The following is an 18906-nucleotide window of genomic DNA, read 5'->3' as shown; positions in this document are numbered from 1 at the left end:
CCCCACACGCACCCGGACTTTCACGCTCCTCACTCGACCATGTACCACTTGTGCCACTTGCCGCTGCCGAAGATCGAAACCCAAATGTGGCCCCCGGCCTTCACGCGGACGTACCGCCCGTTTCCGGTGCGTCCGATGTTCAGGGTGTCGTCGGCACGCCCATTGTTCGGCATTTCGACCCACCGTCCGGCATTCTTCCAGTCGTGCCAGATGGTGCGGTTGGGGGCGATGCCGAAGTATTCATCCGCCGTACCGTTGTTGTCCCAGTCGGCACGCAGCACATGGGAGCCACATTTGAACTTTCCGGTGTGACCCCAAGGCGACTTGAAGGTCCAGTAATTGGTGCACGCCAGGGCGTTGCCGTCCTCGCTCCCCCTGGCCTGAACCCCGCTTGCCGTCGGCCGCGTTCCGGTGTCCGTACCGGACGGTGCCGCATGGGCGACCTGGCCGGCGAGGAGCAGGCCGGCAACGGCCGACGCTCCTGTCGCCCACTTCAGCTGCATCATTGACTTCACCTGCAGACCCTTCTCTCGTCTCGATCGAGATACGTGGATTGCCACCCGGGGCAGCAATCGTGGTCAGTGGAGAAGCTAATGAGGCCTGCAATTCCGGGCATCCCGCGCACGGTTGGTCTCCGCGTAAACCTGGGCGGTAGTCAGGTTTACCCCACTGATGCACTGGTTGGGGCGACGGCTCAAACCACCGGTTGACGCGCGCATGTGCCCAGCCCCCGTAGCGTCCTGCTCGACCACACAGCTCATCGACGCACAGGGGGAAACACATGCGCACCATCCCGAATGCAGGGCTCGCCGCAGCAGGCGTATCAGTTGCCGTGGGCCTGTTGCTGGCCGCTCAGCCGGCCAGCGCCGCTCCGACCGGAAACAACTCGGCAGCGAAGCAGCCGGTGTTCAGCACGATCCAGGTCGGAACGGCCGGACAGGCCGGACCGGCCGGGGTGACCGGAGCGCGGGACTGCAGGGTGACGTCGCCGTGGGGCCACGTCGGCTACCTCAAGTGCGGCTCCCACGCCCAGGCCGCCGACTGGGACGGCAACGGCACGGTCGACGAGGTGTTCGGCGTGACCGGCAACCGCCACATCTGGCACGACTGGAAGAACGCCGGCAAGTGGGTGGAGATGCCGAACTCAGGCCGTGCCGACGACACGTATGACTGGGGGTGGAGCCACAACGGCACCCGGCGGGCCATCGACGTCAAGGTCGGCAGTTCCCAGGTGTGGCGGTCGGAGTTCTACTCCAGCAAGTGGCACGCCTGGACCAGGGTCGCCTGACCAGCGGCGTCCGAGCGTCTGACGGCCGGGCCCGATCTTTGCGGCCGGGCCCGACCGTTGCCTGCCCTGGGGGGGGGGGGGGGGGGGGGGGGGGGGGGGGGGGGGGAGGGGCACCTCTCCCCCCCCCCCCCCCTCCGCGGAGGAAAAACCACCCCCCCCCCCCCCCCCCCCCCCCCCCCCCCCCCCCCCCCCCCCCCCCCCCCCCCCCCCCCCCCCCCCCCCCCCCCCCCCCCCCCCCCCCCCCCCCCCCCCCCCCCCCCCCCCCCCCCCCCACGCCCCTTTCCTCAGCCGACGGCCGGTCCGGGAAACGCGCCGATCCACGTCCGGTTCACGGTCTCAGACTGTTGTGGGAAGCGACATTTCGTGCCTTCTCCAAAGGGTCGGTACGTTCCCCGCATGGACTCGAACTTTTCGACGGCCGAGGAACTCATGGCCGCGCTGCGCGCCGGTGACGTGACCTCGGTAGAGCTGACCGACGAGGCGATCGCCCGTATCGAACGGGACGACAAAGAGATCAACTCCGTCTGCGTGCCGGACTTCGACCGGGCGCGGGATGCCGCGCACGCCGCCGACCGGGCGCGGGCCCGCGGCGAGGACCGGCTGTTGCTCGGCCTCCCGATGACGGTCAAGGAGTCGTACGACATCGCGGGGCTTCCCACCACGTGGGGCATGCCGCAGCACCGGGACCACGTGCCGGCCGAGGACGCGGTCCAGGTGTCGCGCGTCAAGGCCGCGGGCGCGGTGGTGCTCGGCAAGACCAACGTCCCGCTGGGGCTGCAGGACATCCAGAGCTTCAACGAGATCTACGGCACCACCAACAACCCCTGGGACCACGCTCGCACGTCGGGCGGATCCTCCGGCGGCTCCGCCGCAGCCCTCGCCGCCGGGTTCGGTGCGCTCTCCCTCGGCTCCGACCTCGCCGGATCGTTGCGCACCCCCGCCAGTTTCTGTGGCGTCTACTCCCACAAGCCGACGCTCGGACTGGCGGCGATCCGCGGCATGGTGCCGCCGGCCACGCCCACCCTGCCGCCCGAGCCGGACCTCGCCGTCGTCGGCCCGATGGCGCGCAGCGCACGCGACCTCTCGCTCCTGCTCGACGTCATGGCCGGACCGGACCCACTCACCCTCGGCCTCTCCCACACCGTGGCGCTGCCGCCCGCGCGCCACGAGCGGCTCGGCGACTTCAGGGTCCTGGTCCTCGACGACCACCCGCTGCTTCCCTCCGGGTCCGACGTGCGGGCGGGTGTGCGCAGGGTGGCCGACGGCCTCGTCGAGGGCGGCGCCCGAGTCGAGTGGCACAGCCCGCTCCTTCCCGACCTGACCGAAGCCGCGACGCTCTACATGCACCTGCTGTTCTCCGGCTCCACGGCTCGTTTCCCCTTGGACACGTACGAGCAACTGCGCGCGCACGTGAGTGAGTTGAGCCCCGACGACCGCAGTCTCAGCGCGGCGCGGCTGCGCGGCATGGTGTTCAGCCACCGCGACTGGATGGAGGCGAACGCCCTCCGCGAGGCCCACCGCCACGGTTGGCGACAGCTGTTCGCGGAGTTCGACGCGGTGGTGTGCCCCATCACGCCGACCCCCGCGTTCCCGCACGACCACGACCCCGATCTCCTGGGGCGCCGGATCGACATCGACGGTGCCGAGTTCCCGTACTTCGACCAACTGGCCTGGGCCGGGCTGGCGACCATGCCGGGCCTCCCCGCCACCGCGGTTCCGACGGGCCCGTCCCCGGCGGGTCTCCCGGTGGGAGTGCAGCTCATCGGCCCGATGCACGAGGACCGCACGCCGTTGCGGCTGGCCGAACTGCTGGAGCGGCAGATCGGCGGCTTCCAGGCTCCTCCTCGGTAGGAGCCCGGGGGGGCTCGGGGTGGGCGCCGTACGGGACGCTTCCGCCACCGTCACCGTCACCCGCCCCGCCGGTCCCCCGTCCGGGTCCCGCGGGCCGGGTACCAGGCGACCACCAGCGCACCGACCGCCACCACCAGGACGGCGAGCACCCGCATCGACGTGTCCAGGGCGGTGGTGAAGTCCGTGAGGACGGCGTGCCGCAGGCCCGGTGAGGTCAACCCCTGCTCCGCCAGGCGCTGTTCGGCGGCGGGGACGGTGGTCGGCACACCGGGGCCGCCCCGCAGCACCTCCGGGAGGCCCGCGGTGAACACCCCGGCCACCACGCTGCCACTGACCGCCACACCCAGCGCGCTGCCCAGCTCCCGGGCCAGGCTCTGCAGCCCCGAGCCCACCCCGGCCCGGTGCGGCGGCAGCGCGGACATCATGCCGTGCGACAGCAGCGGCGTGGCCAGGCCGCAGCCGGCCGCGGTGAGCGTCGCCCCGAGCGCGTACAAGGAGTACGGGGTGCTCGGCCCGACCAGCGACACCGTGCCCAGACCGGCCGCCAGCACCGCGAGACCCGCACCAAGGGTGATCCGCGGGCCGGTGCGCCGTTCGAGCGCGACCGCGCAACGCGGCGCGAGCAGCAGCGCTCCCGCCATCGGCAGCAGCCGCACCCCTGCCCCGAGCGGCGAGTAGCCCTTGGCGTACTGCAGATACTGCCCGTTGACGTAGAACAGGCCGAACATCCCGACGAACACAAGCGCCATGCCGACGGCACCCGCCCGCACCGCCGGGACCGTGAACAACCGCGGGTCCAGCATCGGGTGTTGACGCCGCAGCTCCCAGCAGACCCAGCCCGTCAGCAGCACCGCCGCCGCGCCGAACCCGCCCAGCACGCGCACGCTGCCCCAACCGGCCTGCGGCCCGGAGACGATGCCCGACAGGAGCGCGAGGAAGCCGGCCGTCAGCAGCCCCGCGGACACCGCCGACACCGGCCGGTCGAGCCGTGGCGGCGCCGGAGCGAACGCCACCACCAGCGCCAGTGCCACCAGCGACAACGGCACCACGCACCAGAACAGCGCGCGCCACGAACCGATTTGCAGCGCCGTGCCGCCACCGACATTGCCCAGCACGGCCGCCAGACCTGTCATCGACGCCCACGCCGCCACGAGTCGTGGCCGACGGTGCGCCGGGGCGCCGCCCACCATCAGCGCCAGCGTCGTCGGCAGCACCGCCGCAGCCCCTGCGCCGCTGACGATGCGGCCCGCGATCACCGTGCCGATCCCCGGCGCGACGGCGCAGAGCGCGCATCCGGCGGTGAACAGGCCCATGCCCGCGGCCAGTACGCGTTTGCGGCCGAGGCGGTCGGCGAGCGCGCCGCCCGGGATGAGCAGGCAGGCGAAGACCACCACGTAACCGTCGACCACCCACATCACCGACTCGGCCGAGGGCCGCAGCGGGCTGCGCGACAGGGCGGGGATGGCGAGGTTCACCGCGGAGACCATGCCGACCACCAGGGTGACGCACAGACACATCACGATGACCGTCAACCGGCTTGGGCCTTGGGCGAGTTGAGGGGTTTGGGGGTGCTGGGGGGTTTGGGGGTGCTGGGGGGCTTGTGGGCTTCGGTCCTCACGTACATGGTGCTCGCCAGTCGGCGACCCGTCCGTGGTCCTGGGCTCAGGTTTCACCGTTCACCTCCCATCCGTCGCGCGTACGAGTTCCGCGTGGAACGCCAGGCGGTCGCCGCGGATCCGTAGGAACTCCAGGTCCACCGGGCGCCCGTCGGGCATTCTGCTCAGCCGTTCCACTGTGAACAGCGCCGAGCCCGGCGGGATGTCGAGCAGCGCGCACGTGTGCGCATCACCGCCCACCGCGTGCACGGTGACGCTCGCCGAGCCGAGGGGCTCGCCCGTGGACTGCTCGATGAGCCCGAACAGGTCCCGGCCGGCCAAGTCCGCGGTCAGCAGCGGCTCCCCGATGTCCGCGGCCAGGTAGGTCAGGTCGAGGGACAGCGGTACGCCGTCCAGGAGCCGCAGCCGTTCGATGTAGACCACGCGCCCGCCCTCGGGGACACGCAGCTTGCGTGCCACCTCGCCGGGTGGCCGCACCACGTCCGCGACCCGCACCTGATTGACCACCGCACCGTGCGTGCCAAGCGTTTCGGCGAGGCCGGTCAGCCGCTCCAAGGTGTGTTCGTACGGCCGCCGCACGATCACCGTGCCCACGCCCTGACGCCTCTCGACCACGCCTTCGTCGCGCAGCACGCCCAGCGCCTCGCGGACGGTGTTGCGGGACACCGCGAAGTCGGCGATCAGCACCCGCTCGTCGGGCAGGACGTCCGAGTCGAACGCACCGGAAGCGATCTGCCGGCGCAGCACCTCGGCGACCTGCCGCGCCCGGTCCGCCCGCGTCCGCCTGCGTCCTTCCGAGGTCGGACTGTACGTACCGGGTGCGGCGGCCTGCCCCGCGCCGGCGAGCGGGAGTGCGGGGTCGGTGGGCGAGGTGTTCATGGGACCTCCGCTACACGTCGGGGCGGATACGAGTACGGGTGGCGGGTGTGGGACCGGGACCGGCGAGGCCTGACGGGGCGCCCTCGCGTACCCCTTTGCTCGGGGAGTCGAGCCGGAGGCGGCCACGCCCGCACTCCGCTTGCCGAACAGGTCCGGATGGACGGCAACGGGACCGACCGCCGCGTACCTCGTTCACCGCCCAGCCACGAACCGCCACGGCCCGTACGCCACCCGCAAACCTAAGGCGCCGACGTTTCCGGCACGTTACGCCACCTACCCTGACCTGCTACGACACCCCTGACGTGCGGTGCAGTGCGGGGCGCGGACGAGTTGCGCCACCCAGCGGTCCCGACGGGGCCGGTGCGGAGGGTCGGGTCACTGCCCTCCTCCCGAACCTCACCCTCCACTTCCGTCTGTCGAAACCCTTGTTCCGTCCTCCGGACTCGCTTAGGGTCAGCGCCCCCGGCTCGGCCGCCCCGCGCGGTCGAGCCTTCCCTGTGCGAACGCGAAGGAGCGTGCTGTGGTGCAGCAGGCGTGGCAGGTCGGGTCATCGGGCGAGGGTGACGGCGACGGCGGGCACGACGTCGACCGAGAGGTCGCGCACGCCGCGGACGCGGTGCGGGGCGTGCCGCCGGAGGCGGGCGGCGGGGCGCGTGGCGTGGGGCGCCGGCGTTTCGTCGTGGGGGCCGGGCTCGTCGGGACCGGCGGCCTGCTGGGCGCCGCCGGTGCCGGGGCCACGCCCGCTGCGGCGGCCACACCCACGGCCGCGGCGGGCCGCGACAGCCACGAGGACGACGACGCCTTTGGCCCCAAGGACTTCCACGCGAAGCGGCTGCTGCTCGTACCGGACGTGGTCCTGTTGCCCGAAGGGCCGGTCAGGGACCGCGCGGTGCTCGTCGAGGACGGCACCTTCCGGGCCGTCGGCCCGGTCCGCAAGCTCACCCAGGAACACCGGGACGCCCGCACGGTGCGGCTGAAGGGCCATCTGCTCATGCCGGGCTTCGTGGACGCCCACCACCATCTGACGCAGAGCTTCGGCAAGGCGCAGGCGTTCGGGCAGCCGTCGGAGATCTTCAAGACCGTGTGGGAGCCGCTGGAACACGCCCTGGACGAGGAGACCGCGCACCTTTCGGCGAAGCTCGCGGCCCTGGAGGCGTTGCGCGGCGGGTTCACGACCGCTGCCGACGCGGGTACGCGCGCGCCCGTCGACGTGGGCGTCATCGCCAAGGCCGCGGAGGAGGCCGGGCTGCGCTGTGTGTTGTCCAAGGTCGTCTCCGACGGCAAGGGCGGCAAGGAGCACCTGGAGCGCTTCCAGAGCTCCCGGCTGGTCCACCCCTCGTTGGCGATACCTGTCCCGGAGGACGCCACGGCGGAGGTGCTGAAGAAGACCGCCGACCTGTGCGCGGACGCCGACGCGGTCTTCCAGGTCCACGTCAACGAACACTTGGCCTCCGTCGAACGCTCGCTCAAGAGCGTGGGGCGCCGCCCGCTCTCCTACCTGCACCACGTCGGCGCCCTCAACGCGCACACGCTCGGCGCCCACGCCACCCTGCTCACGCCCGACGAGATGCGCATGCTCGCCGACACGGGCGCCGCGGTCAGCTACAACCCGGTGGCCAGCGCCTGGAAGGGCAACGCGGTCGCACACGCGCTGATGTGGCAGACCATGGGCATCCGCTTCGGCATGGGCACCGACGGCACCCGTGGCAACGGCTTCCGGCTGATCGACGCCGCGGAGAGCGCCCAGCGCCTGACCTACGGCCTGCTGTCCGGCGACTCCGTGTGCGGCGCCGGCCGCACCTGGGTCACCCACGCCACCGGCCTGAGCGCCGACGCCGTCGGGCTCGGCAAGGTGACGGGCGAGATCGCGGCGGGCAAGGCCGCGGACTTCCTGCTCGTCGACCTCCAGGTGCCCGAACTCACCCCGTCCTACGACCTGTCGTGGGAACTGGTCAGGCTGGCCGACCGCGACCAGATCACCGCGGTCTTCGTCGACGGCAAACTCCGGCTGTGGGAGGGCTGGCCCACGACCTGGGACGGACGCGCGCTGGTCCGCAAGGCGGCGGAGGTGGGACCGAAGGTCGTCCAACGCGCCCGCATCCAACGAGTGGACCCGGACCCGGACGGCACGACACGTCACGTATCGGCTTCTCATCGCCGCTCCTAGGGGCCGGTTTCTCCCCTGTGTCGAACCGATGCGCGGGGGCGAGTCCGGCGGTCAATGCCCCCGCGGGCGCCGGCCTTCCCGGCCGTGGTCTGCCCGGAGCAAGCCCCCGGACCGCTAGGCCGCCGTCCCTCCCGCGTTCCGGATCAGCCGTTGGAGCACTTTCACCGTGGTGACGTAGTCCGCGTCGTCGATGCCCGCGTGGAGGGCGGCCCGGATCGCGGGGGCGTTGCGGGCGAGGTCGACGCGGGCCCGTTCGCCCTCCTCTGTGAGCCACAGGCGGCCATCGGCGTCGCGGGCCAGCCAGCCGCGCTCCACCAGCACCGCCGCCTCAGCCGCCAGATCGTCCTCCGCCCGGATGTAGGAGGCCATGGCCGCCCGCAGTTCCGGCAGGGTCATCCCGGCGCCGTCGGGTGAGATGTCGTTCACCGACAAGTTCCGCAGCAGCCAGAACTGCGGCTGGGTGTAACCCTTTTCGGCCTGCTGGGCCCGGGTGTAGGCGATGAGCGCCTCATACGCGACGCCCGTCCAGTACGCGGCGGGCTGCCCGGCGAGCTCGGCGTCGGACATCTGCTGGTTCCTCATGTCATCCCCCTCATGGCACCGCGTCATCTGTCGCCGCATTTCGGTGCGGGTCCCGCACGCGGTGCAGATCATGCGGATACCGTAGAACCTCAAGTGCACTTGAGGGCAAGGCGATGACGTTCCGGACGCCTGCCCAAGGGGTTCACACATCTCAGTCGAGGAGCAGCGATGAGGAAGACGAAGACCATGCTCAAGTCGAAGTCCAAGACCAGGACCAAGCCCACGAGCCTCTCCGCACTGGTCGTGGCCGCCGCCGCCGCGGCCGCCGTGGTGGCGCCGGCCTCCGCCGCGCACGCGGCCGACGGGTACGACCGGTGCCCCACCGGCTACTACTGCATGTTCTCCGGCCTCGACGGGACCGGCGACATGATCAGGCTCCGGACGAGCACACCCGACCTCGCGGCGCTCGGTATGAACGACCGCGCCAAGTCGGACTGGAACCGGACGTCCTCGACCGTGTACCTCTGGTCCGACACGGGGTACAGCGGCTGCACGACCGTGACCTCGTCCGGCCCGTCCGGCAAGGGCAACTTCTTCCCCACGTACCGGGACTTCTTCAGCTCGGTGCAGTTCGACGGCCCGGGCGGCCCGAGCTGCGGCACGCCGCCCGGGGAGGACGGCTGAGCTCGGCGATGCCGAGGTGCGACGGCCGGATGCGCCGGCCGCGCCGCCCAGACGCCCTTTACCGTCCGGCCTCTAGCCTTCACCCTGTCGGCTCGCCCGTCCCGCCCCGCTCCCATAACCAGCAGCGCCTCACCAACATCCAGGTGGACGAAGGACGGGGCGGCAGCTCGTCGGCAATCAGGGCCTTCGAGGCGGCGCTTCACCTGGCCGGCGTGATCGCCTACCCCGTGACGGTGGAGCCGCAGATTCCGCTGTCGCGGCGGGAGACGGGATCGGTGGGCAAGCGCCGCGGCTAGGTCGCTTTAGGACCTACTCCTCGGCGCGGTTGGCTGCCAGCACACCCGGGCACCTGGAGATCAGTTCCGCCGAACTCAACAACCGTCCACGCGAAACGCTCGGCTGAAGAATTTCAGCCGAGCGTCTGGCCAAGCTTCTGGACCTCAACAGCTGGGCCCGCCGTGTAGTACCGACCCCTCGCATCTCCCGACGGCTACCAGAACGTCGGGTCGTTCGTCTTCCAGATCAACGCGAACGCCTGCTTCTTCAGATTCTTCGTCTTGTTCGAATGCTTCATCAGCGTGATCGTCGTACCCGACTTGTCGGACTGTGCCGACATCACTCGGCCGCCGGAACCGTAGGAGTAGATCCGCCTGTCATTCAGAAGCCACCACTGCGACTTCGACTTCTTGTTGCATGTGTACTGACGCACCGCCGCACCCGACTTCTTCGACTTCGGGTAGAGGCACTTGCCGGACTTCCGGTTCTGAATGGCATAGCGGGGCTGCTGCGCCGGCGAGCCACTGTTGAGCCACAGGACGTTCCATCGCTGTCCCTTGGACGTCTTGTTGCACTTGCGCAGCTTCAGTGTGGCCTTGTTCTTCTTCGAGTTGTCCAGCGAGAAGCACCGCCCGACCTTGCCGTACACCTTCGTCAGCCCCGTGTTTCTGTACGGGTCACCTGCCGCCTCAGCGGCCCCCGAAGGCACCGCCGCGCCTCCCAACACCACTACCGCGGCTCCGGACGCCACCACAACCTTCATCATCTGCTTCATCATGACCCCTCCCTCAGCGCCCTCTAAAGGCCGCGAATGTCGAACTTCTGATTTTCGCCAGCACCCGTCGACAACTTCGCAGTCGTCAAAAGGCTGCCCGGCTTCTCACCGACCGCTGTAATCACCAGCCCCGACCCCCGGTTGCTGAACCGACTGCCACTGATCGACCATTGCGCCGCCTTGCCCTCGGCGCACCGGTCCTGAACCACCCGGGCCCCGGGCTTGCCATCGAAAACTCGGAGGCACTGACCCGTACGGTCGTTGCGGATCTGGTACCAGTTCCGCCCGCCCGCACTGGTCTCAACGCGGGTGAGCGTGAACGTCTGGTTCCGCCGGCCGGGCTGTTCGCATGGGGCAAGCTTCAGCGGTGCCACATGCCTCTCGTCCGAGCCCAACGACCAGCACAGACCCGGCTCGCCCAGCACCCTTTCCAACTGGATCGACGCATACGGGTTCTTCTTCGTCCCGGCGGCGGCCGTGTCCGTGTCCGGCTCCTGAGCACCACCTGCACACCCGGCCACCAACCCGGCCGAGGCCACCGCCCACGCCACACCACGCACCACCGGCCGCACCACGCACCTCCAAATCGAACAACCCAACGGCCGGAGACACTATGCAGAAAGATCACCTCGCGGTATTGGCTTGCGGGGCAACGCACTTGAGGGCAATGGGTTCCCGCCCCGTACAGTGACCGCCATGTTCAAACGCCGTCTCGCGATCACCCTCACCCTGGGTGCCTCCGTCGGCGCCGCGATCCTGGCCTTCCAGGGCCTGGCAAGCGACGCCCCTGAACCGGCTCCCCACGCCGGTAGCGCATCCTGCCGTAGCGTCGCCGCTGCCTACCCCGAAAGCATCGGCACCCTCCGGCGTACCTCCGTCGACACCGCCGCCGCAGCAGCCACCTACGGCGAAGGAGCCCTCACCTTGCGCTGTGGGCTGCCAGCCCTGCTGCCCACCGAGGAGATGTGCGTGAGCATCGGAGGCGTCGACTGGGTCCTGAAGAACGAAGGCGAGGGCTCCGAGGAAAAGACGATCGTCACCTATGGCCGGTCCCCGGCTGCCGAAGCCGTCCTCAGCCCGGACGTCCCCACCGATGTCGCCCTGGTGGAGTTGTCCGCCGCAATGAAGAACCTGCCGAAGAACGACCGCCGGTGCATGGACTCGACCGCTCCTGCCCCCACCGCCGCCTCCGACCAGACGTAGGGCCCGTACCCGTAGAGGTACGGGCCCTACGTCTGGTGCGTCCGGTCGCTCCTGAACCTCACCGCGATCACTCGCTCCCATTCGGCGACCAACAGGGTTCGATCCTCTTAACCGGAATCCAGGGCAGCGAACAGGAATCCAGAAGCAGCCGGGTAGGCAGGGCCCTTGTTCTGACGGCGCAGCTTTCCTGCGTCGTCCATACGCCGCTCACCCCGATGGCGACGATTACCAGCGCGGAGGCGCACAGCCCCCCGGGATCGCCATCGTGTCGGCTTTCATGCCGCGTACGTCGGCGTCTTCGTCATCGTGGCGAGAATCGCTTGCCTCTACGGTCGCGTCTCTGCGTGTGCAAGAGGGATCGTCACACAGCACGTGGTGCAGGAGCACAGACAGGACCGCGGCATCGAGCCGGGAGGGCACCGACAGCTTGTCCAAGACTCTCGCCGTGTGCGCTTTGACCGTGCGCTCAGCGATTCGCAGTTCCTGGGCGAGTTCGCGATTGTTCATGCCTGTACCGAGGAGCAGGAGGACTTGACGCTCTCTGCGCGTGAGCCGTCCGAGCTCTACCGTCTCGGCGATCGGATCACGCCCCGGAACCCGGTACGGGCAACTGGCAGTCGATTTATTTGAGTTGGCCTCGAACACATATCCCCCATGAGAAGTGCGACTCGTCCGGCACGCCGGCGCAAGCCGCTAGCACGCACATCCGAAGGCGTACATCGCACGGAACAACCCGAACGACATGCGCCATCAACACTCAACAGAGTTAAGGCGGCCGGGTTGTTGTCGCATTCCGACAGGACAAGGTGACCTCCTGGTCAGATAGAACGGACCCCGTCGTACAAGAATTTGCAGGAACCGAGTTGGGCTGAATGGTTCTCGGCACTGCGGTCAATACCGCCAGGCTGGGTCGAAGCCGGAGCGGTCGGCGAAAATATAGCTAGCCACACAGTGCCACCAGAGCCACGTTGCGGGCGGCCACAAGGAACCCACCACTCGTCCTCGACGGCGGAGGAAGGACGTCCGGGTGAATCCTATGGAAACAGGCCTCCGGGCGGCGGAGGTGCTTTGCTCGGCTGAGCGTCAGCTGCTGTACATCCGTGGTCTTCCGTGGTGAAGCAGCATGAATCCCCCTAGGTAAGGCGCTGAGATGCGTCAACAATCACGGCGGCATGGTCCCGCGGGCCGAAAAGAGCCAGGCCGTCACTTCACTGCGAGCAGGCGGCCACCCAACTCATGTAGACAGCGCAACGCCTGGCCTCGTCATCGTCCGCAACGAGTCCGGTCGGCCGAGCGCCGTCAAACCCAGCTCAGCGGCCGGGACTTGAGACACCGCCGTACGATGGCGCAGGGCCGCGCCAGTGGGGAAGAGGCGCGAGCAGGGCTGGGGGCACAGCAGCATCTCCTTCATGAGGCAGCCGGGTGCTCGATCAGCAAGGCCGGCTCCTTGCTTCGTCGTTCGAAACGAACGACGCGGTGAAGGGAGCCGTTTCGCTGCGCGGGGCGTGATCGAACACACCGCTGAAGCGCCTCAGCAGTTTCAGATAGTGCCTGGTCATTGGTTGGCAGGTGTCTCAGGGCGAGACAGCGAGAGGCGCCCGGGCAGGAGTTGCGTCCGCATTCCACTGACGCGGGCGCGCCCGAGACTGCTCCTCCTCATCGTCCATCACCACCCCGTTGAGGAGCAGAAACGGACCGATGCATCGACACCCGCCTGATCGAGCCTGCTCGTTGAGCCAGGAGCCGGTTGGTCGTCCCGGCCCTGACTTCAAGTAGATCTTTGTGCACGCTCAGCCACCCTGTCAACAATTTGGAAGATCTTGAAGCGTGGTTAAGGTGCTTGTCACCTCGCAGCCCAACGCTCCTGACGTCGCGCCCGCTCCTGAATCGCCAACGTGTCGAGGACCGGAAGAACGTCCCGCAGAACATCGATCTCCCCACTGCTCCGTAGGGCGAGGCCGTCAGCCGCGAGCCGCTTGAGCGCCACCCTGGTCGCCAACTGCGGCAAGTCGACTTGGACCATACGTCGCAGGTGCACAGCAAGCGCCTCGCCCTCGGTCCTGTAACAGAAGCCGAGGGGGGCCCCGAAGAAGGTTTCAAGTCTGGACACCGTGGTGTGCCGTGGCGTCCGCCTGTCCTTGAACACGTTCCAGACGTTCTGCTTGTTGAGGCCGGTCTGCTCGGAAATCGCCGTGTACGTGTACTTCTTCCCCGTGTCTGGATCGAGTCTTGTGTCGCGAAGGAAGTTCGCGCGCGGGAAAAGCAGTTCCCTTCGGAACTTGTCCTGCTCCGCACCCTTCTCCGGCCCTTCCTCGGTGAGGGGGGCGCCATCGAGCAGGGACTGCACGCGCTCAGGAGCCATCCCTGTCGTGAGGGAGACGTGCTCGGGAGGCAGAAGCTGGTCCCTGCTCTTCTCCAACCAGCGGGCATAGGCATCGACGTCGGCCATAAGGCGGTCGATGGCGAACCTCAGGAGGTCCTGGCGGGGCATCCCTTCCCGGAACTTGTCCGCGCCGGTTTCAACCAGCAGGCGTTCGATGTCGCCGCCTCTCGGGGCGCCGTCTGTGTTCACCTGTAGGTCTCCAAGGTCCGCGGGGCATGGCGGCGTTCAGAGGAAAGCCACTCGCACGGGCCCCACCTGCGCGAATCCCGCTTGTGGACACCTTGGTGCGAAGGCGCAGAAAGATCACATCCCTGAGCGGGACCGCGCCTCCTGACCGGCCTGAACCAGCCACGGTGTGGCATCTCCAAATTGTTGACGTAACGGTTTCCTGCCTTCATATCCTGATTCTTCGCCTGTTGCCAACACCCTCACACCTTCCTCCGGCGCCCTGCGTGCCCTGTCCAGAGAGCGCCATGACGGCCGCTGAAGACATCTTTCAGGTCCTGTGGTCCGCGGAAGTGCCCGCGCCAATGCGGATGCCTAAGGCGGAGCCTGAAGCGGGGCGCGACGGTCGTGACGGCCTCGATCGTTACGAGCAGCTGCTCAGGACATCGACCGAGGCGACCCGTGGCAGGCGATCCTGATGGCCAAGGGCTGGCAGCGTTCCTGGGGATCACGAGGCGTCACCAGGGGCTCATGTGACGTCGGACGGCCGGCCTTCCCCTCGTCGGCAACTCCCATGCCCGGAGCCGGAATTCCTTGTGCCACTCCCCCGAACTTCGCACCACGCGTTGGCGGCCTCGGACGGCAAGAAAAGAAACAAGCCACACGGAGGCAGGCCTCGAAAGCACCCACGGCCTCACCGTCAGGCCGCCCCTCCATCTGTACAGTGAGCTGCGTCTGTGGGCCTGGCGGCGCAGGCGTCGGCGACTCTGGCCGGTGCGAACAGAGCCGGAGCCACCCAGCGGCGACGTTCACCGCGGCCTTGGACGTAGAGGGCCCGGTAGATCATTTCGTCACGGACCTGCCCGGGGGCTCCATCGCATCGTGAGGTAGTCCCGGATGAAGGCCAGCGGCTCGGTATTGTGGCCGCTCTCACCTTGGGCCGAGGGCTACGCCGTTCGGCACGGCGGTCAGCTGAGAAGGCTGGGGCACCCAGACTTGGCCGGGCTCGCCGGTTGCGTCGTGTCTCACGGTTAATGGTGAAGGAGCTGCGAACCAGCTCGGCAGCGATCTACCGGATGGAAGTCTTCACACCGCGGTTGGCTCTGGGGATGCAGTCGTGCTCCTGGACGAACCACGATGACTGAGGCGGCTCTTCTAACTCCACGCGGCACGGGCGTCTGCCCGGGCTCCTGGTAGATCGGAAAAGCCGCCTTAAAACCGCTGCCAGATACACAGTGGCGATACGCCACGTCTTGCCCGTAAGGCGCCGCGAGCTGAAAGCCTGGCCGCCAGTCCGGCAGTTGTATCTGCCTCGGGAGTGACCGCGGTTGTTGGCCGCCGCCCTGTAAGCAGGCGGCGGCCGCATCCGATGGGAGGGCGCCCTGCCCACCCGACACCGCGAGTGGAATGGCCCGCCGACCAGGACGTTCCGACCGGCCTCAGGATGTCCCGGCGCTCGACCCAAAGCCCGCACACCGGCCTGCCCGCAACAGAACCCGACCCAGAAGCTGGCGAAGCACTACTAAGGGTTGGCCAGACGCGGATGAGCGAGGGTGGCGGTAAGCATCGCGGCAGGGATCTGGAGGGTGAACAGGCCCGCGATGAGGAAGATAAAGCCCATGTCGACGGCGTCGGCGATTGCCCCGGAGACCGAGACGTACCAGGCGATGGTGAACAACAGCAGGCAGGCCGCATAAAGGCTGGAATCGACTGTGACGGCCTTCCAGCGGGGCGCGGTGGGGGTCACGCGCCGGGCGAAGGTGAGGGCGACGGTAGCCACGAGAGCGAAGCCCCACAGGCGGGCCCCGGCGAAGTCGCCGAGGTCAGATGCCTTGTTCCCTGAGGCGGTGAGCAGGAGGAGGCCCATGACGGCCTGGACGAGGAGCGAGACGGCTACGACCTTGGCCGCGTAGGCGGCGGAGCGGAGCCACGTGATGGTCATGGGCTTCCCCCTTCTGTACAGGGCCGGAGGGTCACCGGCCTTTCGTGATCAGTGTGTCACCAGGCCGACCAACGTGGTTGAGCTGGGGGCCAGTTGCACTAGTAGCCGCCGTTGCTGCCTATTCGGGAGGTCTCGCAGGCCGCCTTGAACAGGCACTTGATGTCACCCATCTTCGATTTGTGCACGGCGCGGCCGGAGTGCTTCCTGCCCTTGTAGCCGTAGATGTACAGCTCGTGGTCCGGCGCTTGCTTGTAGTTGCCTTCGGCGTAGTAGCTGCCGGAGCGGGACAAACGGAGATTGGCGTTGACGCCGATGCCTCCGCGCTTGCAGAACGGGTCCTTGGCCTCGACGCTGAAGCGCACGGAGCGGGTCTTGCCGTTGAACTTGGTCATGGTCTTGAACTTGATCTTCTTGGTGCTGGCCTTACGGGTATCGACCAGGCGGGAGTTGCTCTTCTTGTATACGCGGGTTTTGCCGGTCTTGGCCTTGTGGGTGACGTCCTTGTGCTTCCAGGAGACGTCCGCGAACAGTCCGGCGCGGTAGGTGGGACCGGAGACCTTCTTACTGAAGCCTCGGCTGTCACCCGCGTACTTGTAGCCGCCCGCGTACTTGCATCCGGAGATCCTCTTGGCCCAGCTCGGGACGTACGCCCACGTCTGACGGATGAAAGAACGCCAGGTGATCTTGGTGTGGGTGTACTTCTTCGCCTTGGCCTCGATGGACTTGGCGGTGACCGCCAAGCCGGCGGCGTCCTGGGCAGCCGGGATGGTGGTGTTCAATCCCCAGGACCCACCCTCTTTGCCATCGGCGGTGATCCGGTAGAACGGCTCGCTCCCGGGCGTCACGTGGGTGTCGCGGAAACTGTTGTCGCTGGTCGTGGCTACCGGCCGGTCGTCCTTATAAATGGTGTAGGAGCCGCCGAGGTCAGGCCAGGACAGGTCGGCGAACTCGGTGGTCGCCGCCCACCCGGCGCGTGCGTTCTTCTCCGGTGAGTCGGCCAGGGTCGCATCCGCCAGGACCGGCCCGACGCCCGGCACGGAAAGGATGCGGCTGGTGGAGGCGGCACCGTCGAGCGTGGAAAGGGTCCGCACTCCCGACAGAGCGCCGCTGCCCTTAGTTGCAGTCGTGAACTGACCCGTGTCTGCGTCGAGGGTGATCTGCGCGGCCGGCGAGGCAGCGGCAGGCGAGGCTGCGGCCGGGACCACTTGGGCAGCTCCGACGAGGATCGTCAGGGGGAGCGCCGCGGTGACCGCGTACCGCGCTGCTTTAATCGGGCGCATACAACTGTCTTCCTGTTCGAGTGGTCGATCTTGTGAAGGTACGCGCCCCGAACGGGGGTGCGGCATTGTCTGGTTGGGCTCTGCCCCGCAGTGCACCTTCGGGGTTCATCGGGCCTTGCGGGCGGTGGCGACCATGCTGTCGAGCATCTTCCGGGTGATCTCACCGGACGAGGAGGCGGCAACGCGGTGCTTCGCGTCGAGCACGATGGTGAAGGGAACGCCCGTAGCGCGCAGAATCCCCTTGGGGAAGGCGAGAGTGGCGCGACCTGCGCTGTCGTGGAGATTGGGGTAGTTGATGTTGTACCCCTGCGCGAAGGTCCGGCCGGCGCGGGCCGAGTTGTCTTCGTCAAGGCCCACCACCGCGACGCCGTTGTCCTTGTGTTTGTTGTGGTAGTCGACGAGCATCGGCGTCTCGATACGGCAGGGCCCGCACCAGGAAGCCCAGGCGTTGAGAACGACGATCTTGCCTTTGTAGTCGGCGAGGTCGAACGGCTTGCCGTCGATGGTGGTCCCAGTCATACGCGGCGCGGGCGGCCGGTGGGCAGCTTCGATGCTCATCGTGCCGTCTTTTTTGTTGAAATGCCGTCCGGGCTGGGTATCGGGCCTGTCGACCACGGTGACGGCCGTGATGCCGGCGGCAACGAGCGCGACAGTGCCGAGAAGAAGCACAAGGGAGCGGCGGGGGGTTTTCATCGAGCAAGTCCTTCGGGGCGTGCGGCGGTTGGTTGCCCCATGATCTCAGCGGCCTGGGGGCACCCGCGTCGGGGTGCCCCCAGGAGTCCGGCTATCCGACGCCGCCGAAGGCCTTGTGGCCCTTCTTCGGGTACTTCCAGGCGATGTAGTAGTCACCTGCGCTCATCTTCTTCCAGTCGGCCATCCACTCGACGTTCTTGGCCGTCTTGTTCTTCAGCCTCTGGATGACCGGGTCCTTCCCCTTGACCTTCTTGTAGAGGGTCGCGGTGAACTTGGTCCTCCCGTTGCCCTTGATGCCGAAGTGCAGGAAGTGCTTGCCCTTGGAGACGTGGTACGCCTTGGAGTGCTGGGAGCTCTTACCGTTGGTAGTCCACTGCTTGTGCCAGGTTCCGGCGGCGTACGAGGGGCCTGCGACGCCGAGGGTTACGCCTGTCGCGCACGCGACAGCGACGAGACCCTGGGCTATGCGGCGGTTGCGCATGACTTCTCCCGTTCATTGGTTCGAATCACCTGACCATAGGTCGGGCGAACGGGGGTGCGTCAGTGTCTAGTTGGGCGCTGCCCGAAGGGGCATACAGGGGGCCGCAGTGCCCTATTTTGCCCCATACGGGCGTCGAGTCGATGAGAGCCTGGAGCCCGGGCGGCAGATCCTTATCCGTCCAGGCTCGAAACGGCGTGAGCTCGAAGCAGCTGCCATGGAGGCACCGACCGAGCTGAGCAGATCACCTCACTGCGGACGTTCGTCCCAGCTCCGGGTGAAGGCCTACTGATGAGGCACGTCGGCTGTACGCGCCTGGTGTTGCCGCGGCGCCGTCCGACTCGAAGCGTTAGCTGTGATGCCACCGCTTGAAAGGACCGCTCTCCTCAACGTCCCAGCACGCATTGAGCACCCGCTCCGGGGGCGCGGCGACGGTTGTCACGATTTCGAGGTGCGGCACCGGACCATCCCACGGGCCTGGTTTGGGGGTGGGCTCACTTCATTTCGAGTGAACCGCCCCAGTTCAGATGGAGACTCCGGCCGAACCCCGGTGTCTGCGTCGGCGTGAACACGTGGATACCGGAATCGAGACACCTGATGCCCGCCCCAACTCCCGAAGTTGCCACGCACCTTTGGACACTGCCCACCCAGACGACGCCCCTCAGGGCATCACCCGAACGTCCAATACCGCACAACCGAACGAA

At 68.1% G+C, this 18906-nt stretch carries 18 protein-coding genes; 6 read left to right on the top strand and 12 right to left on the bottom strand.

Going from position 1 to position 18906, the window contains the following annotated elements:
• Positions 1-29: 29 nt before the first annotated feature.
• A complete protein-coding gene (locus ACZ6CV_RS27945) occupies positions 30-506 on the bottom strand; it encodes a hypothetical protein (protein ID WP_469253406.1) in 477 nt (158 codons plus the stop codon).
• Between the two features lie 275 nt (positions 507-781).
• Here ACZ6CV_RS27945 and ACZ6CV_RS27940 point away from each other — a divergent pair, with 275 nt between their 5' ends.
• A complete protein-coding gene (locus ACZ6CV_RS27940; protein WP_469253405.1) occupies positions 782-1288 on the top strand; it encodes a hypothetical protein in 507 nt (168 codons plus the stop codon).
• Between the two features lie 396 nt (positions 1289-1684).
• Positions 1685-3139, top strand: a complete 1455-nt coding sequence (locus ACZ6CV_RS27935) for an amidase (protein WP_469253404.1) — start codon at positions 1685-1687, stop codon at positions 3137-3139.
• 56 nt (positions 3140-3195) lie between these two features.
• Here the strand turns inward: ACZ6CV_RS27935 and ACZ6CV_RS27930 are convergent, their stop codons facing one another.
• Both ACZ6CV_RS27930 and ACZ6CV_RS27925 read right to left on the bottom strand, forming a co-directional pair.
• Positions 3196-4671: an MFS transporter gene (locus ACZ6CV_RS27930; RefSeq protein WP_469253403.1), complete on the bottom strand. Its 1476-nt coding sequence runs from the start codon at positions 4669-4671 to the stop codon at positions 3196-3198.
• A 144-nt stretch (positions 4672-4815) separates the two neighbouring features.
• Positions 4816-5634, bottom strand: coding sequence for a GntR family transcriptional regulator (locus tag ACZ6CV_RS27925; RefSeq protein ID WP_469253402.1), 819 nt, complete (start codon positions 5632-5634; stop codon positions 4816-4818).
• A gap of 832 nt (positions 5635-6466) precedes the next feature.
• On the opposite strand from ACZ6CV_RS27925, the gene ACZ6CV_RS27920 reads away from it, so the two are divergent.
• The gene (locus ACZ6CV_RS27920; RefSeq protein WP_469253551.1) at positions 6467-7801 is read left to right on the top strand and encodes an amidohydrolase family protein; all 1335 of its coding nucleotides are present in this window, start codon (positions 6467-6469) and stop codon (positions 7799-7801) included.
• 114 nt (positions 7802-7915) lie between these two features.
• Here ACZ6CV_RS27920 and ACZ6CV_RS27915 read toward each other — a convergent pair whose 3' ends face one another.
• Entirely contained in the window at positions 7916-8383 is a 468-nt protein-coding gene (locus ACZ6CV_RS27915; RefSeq protein ID WP_469253401.1) for a MarR family transcriptional regulator, read from the bottom strand.
• A gap of 168 nt (positions 8384-8551) precedes the next feature.
• Here ACZ6CV_RS27915 and ACZ6CV_RS27910 point away from each other — a divergent pair, with 168 nt between their 5' ends.
• The gene (locus ACZ6CV_RS27910; RefSeq protein WP_469253400.1) at positions 8552-9007 is read left to right on the top strand and encodes a peptidase inhibitor family I36 protein; all 456 of its coding nucleotides are present in this window, start codon (positions 8552-8554) and stop codon (positions 9005-9007) included.
• Between the two features lie 143 nt (positions 9008-9150).
• Positions 9151-9303 carry a hypothetical protein gene (locus ACZ6CV_RS27905; RefSeq protein ID WP_469253399.1) on the top strand — a complete coding sequence of 51 codons (153 nt, stop codon included), beginning with the start codon at positions 9151-9153 and terminating at the stop codon, positions 9301-9303.
• Between the two features lie 194 nt (positions 9304-9497).
• Here the strand turns inward: ACZ6CV_RS27905 and ACZ6CV_RS27900 are convergent, their stop codons facing one another.
• Both ACZ6CV_RS27900 and ACZ6CV_RS27895 read right to left on the bottom strand, forming a co-directional pair.
• Positions 9498-10061, bottom strand: coding sequence for an RICIN domain-containing protein (locus ACZ6CV_RS27900; protein WP_469253398.1), 564 nt, complete (start codon positions 10059-10061; stop codon positions 9498-9500).
• 20 nt (positions 10062-10081) lie between these two features.
• Positions 10082-10633, bottom strand: coding sequence for an RICIN domain-containing protein (locus tag ACZ6CV_RS27895; RefSeq protein WP_469253397.1), 552 nt, complete (start codon positions 10631-10633; stop codon positions 10082-10084).
• Positions 10634-10754: 121 nt separating this feature from the next.
• Between ACZ6CV_RS27895 and ACZ6CV_RS27890 the strand changes: the two genes are divergently transcribed.
• Positions 10755-11261 (top strand): DUF3515 domain-containing protein, encoded by a 507-nt coding sequence (locus ACZ6CV_RS27890; protein WP_469253396.1) that lies wholly within the window; start codon positions 10755-10757, stop codon positions 11259-11261.
• 225 nt (positions 11262-11486) lie between these two features.
• Here the strand turns inward: ACZ6CV_RS27890 and ACZ6CV_RS27885 are convergent, their stop codons facing one another.
• The 6 genes from ACZ6CV_RS27885 to ACZ6CV_RS27860 all read right to left on the bottom strand — a co-directional run bounded on the left by ACZ6CV_RS27885 (position 11487) and on the right by ACZ6CV_RS27860 (position 18205).
• Complete coding sequence (locus ACZ6CV_RS27885) at positions 11487-11906, bottom strand: response regulator transcription factor (protein ID WP_469253395.1); 420 nt, start codon at positions 11904-11906, stop codon at positions 11487-11489.
• Between the two features lie 1198 nt (positions 11907-13104).
• Complete coding sequence (locus ACZ6CV_RS27880) at positions 13105-13833, bottom strand: hypothetical protein (RefSeq protein WP_469253394.1); 729 nt, start codon at positions 13831-13833, stop codon at positions 13105-13107.
• A 1498-nt stretch (positions 13834-15331) separates the two neighbouring features.
• Entirely contained in the window at positions 15332-15751 is a 420-nt protein-coding gene (locus ACZ6CV_RS27875; RefSeq protein ID WP_469253393.1) for a hypothetical protein, read from the bottom strand.
• 98 nt (positions 15752-15849) lie between these two features.
• Positions 15850-17031 (bottom strand): hypothetical protein, encoded by a 1182-nt coding sequence (locus ACZ6CV_RS27870; protein ID WP_469253392.1) that lies wholly within the window; start codon positions 17029-17031, stop codon positions 15850-15852.
• 105 nt (positions 17032-17136) lie between these two features.
• Complete coding sequence (locus ACZ6CV_RS27865) at positions 17137-17724, bottom strand: TlpA family protein disulfide reductase (protein ID WP_469253391.1); 588 nt, start codon at positions 17722-17724, stop codon at positions 17137-17139.
• Between the two features lie 91 nt (positions 17725-17815).
• The gene (locus ACZ6CV_RS27860; protein WP_469253390.1) at positions 17816-18205 is read right to left on the bottom strand and encodes a hypothetical protein; all 390 of its coding nucleotides are present in this window, start codon (positions 18203-18205) and stop codon (positions 17816-17818) included.
• Positions 18206-18906: the final 701 nt, after the last annotated feature.

This window comes from Streptomyces sp. NPDC041713, assembly GCF_055591085.1.
Note: the sequence above shows the minus strand (reverse complement) of the source record. Positions and strands in the feature narration are given on the sequence as shown.

Coding starts and splice junctions, on each gene's coding strand:
- ACZ6CV_RS27945 (WP_469253406.1), bottom strand. CDS start 506: ATGATGCAGCTGAAGTGGGCGACAGGAGCGTCGGCCGTTGCCGGCCTG.
- ACZ6CV_RS27940 (WP_469253405.1), top strand. CDS start 782: ATGCGCACCATCCCGAATGCAGGGCTCGCCGCAGCAGGCGTATCAGTT.
- ACZ6CV_RS27935 (WP_469253404.1), top strand. CDS start 1,685: ATGGACTCGAACTTTTCGACGGCCGAGGAACTCATGGCCGCGCTGCGC.
- ACZ6CV_RS27925 (WP_469253402.1), bottom strand. CDS start 5,634: ATGAACACCTCGCCCACCGACCCCGCACTCCCGCTCGCCGGCGCGGGG.
- ACZ6CV_RS27915 (WP_469253401.1), bottom strand. CDS start 8,383: ATGAGGAACCAGCAGATGTCCGACGCCGAGCTCGCCGGGCAGCCCGCC.
- ACZ6CV_RS27910 (WP_469253400.1), top strand. CDS start 8,552: ATGAGGAAGACGAAGACCATGCTCAAGTCGAAGTCCAAGACCAGGACC.
- ACZ6CV_RS27900 (WP_469253398.1), bottom strand. CDS start 10,061: ATGATGAAGCAGATGATGAAGGTTGTGGTGGCGTCCGGAGCCGCGGTA.
- ACZ6CV_RS27890 (WP_469253396.1), top strand. CDS start 10,755: ATGTTCAAACGCCGTCTCGCGATCACCCTCACCCTGGGTGCCTCCGTC.
- ACZ6CV_RS27875 (WP_469253393.1), bottom strand. CDS start 15,751: ATGACCATCACGTGGCTCCGCTCCGCCGCCTACGCGGCCAAGGTCGTA.
- ACZ6CV_RS27870 (WP_469253392.1), bottom strand. CDS start 17,031: ATGCGCCCGATTAAAGCAGCGCGGTACGCGGTCACCGCGGCGCTCCCC.
- ACZ6CV_RS27865 (WP_469253391.1), bottom strand. CDS start 17,724: ATGAAAACCCCCCGCCGCTCCCTTGTGCTTCTTCTCGGCACTGTCGCG.
- ACZ6CV_RS27860 (WP_469253390.1), bottom strand. CDS start 18,205: ATGCGCAACCGCCGCATAGCCCAGGGTCTCGTCGCTGTCGCGTGCGCG.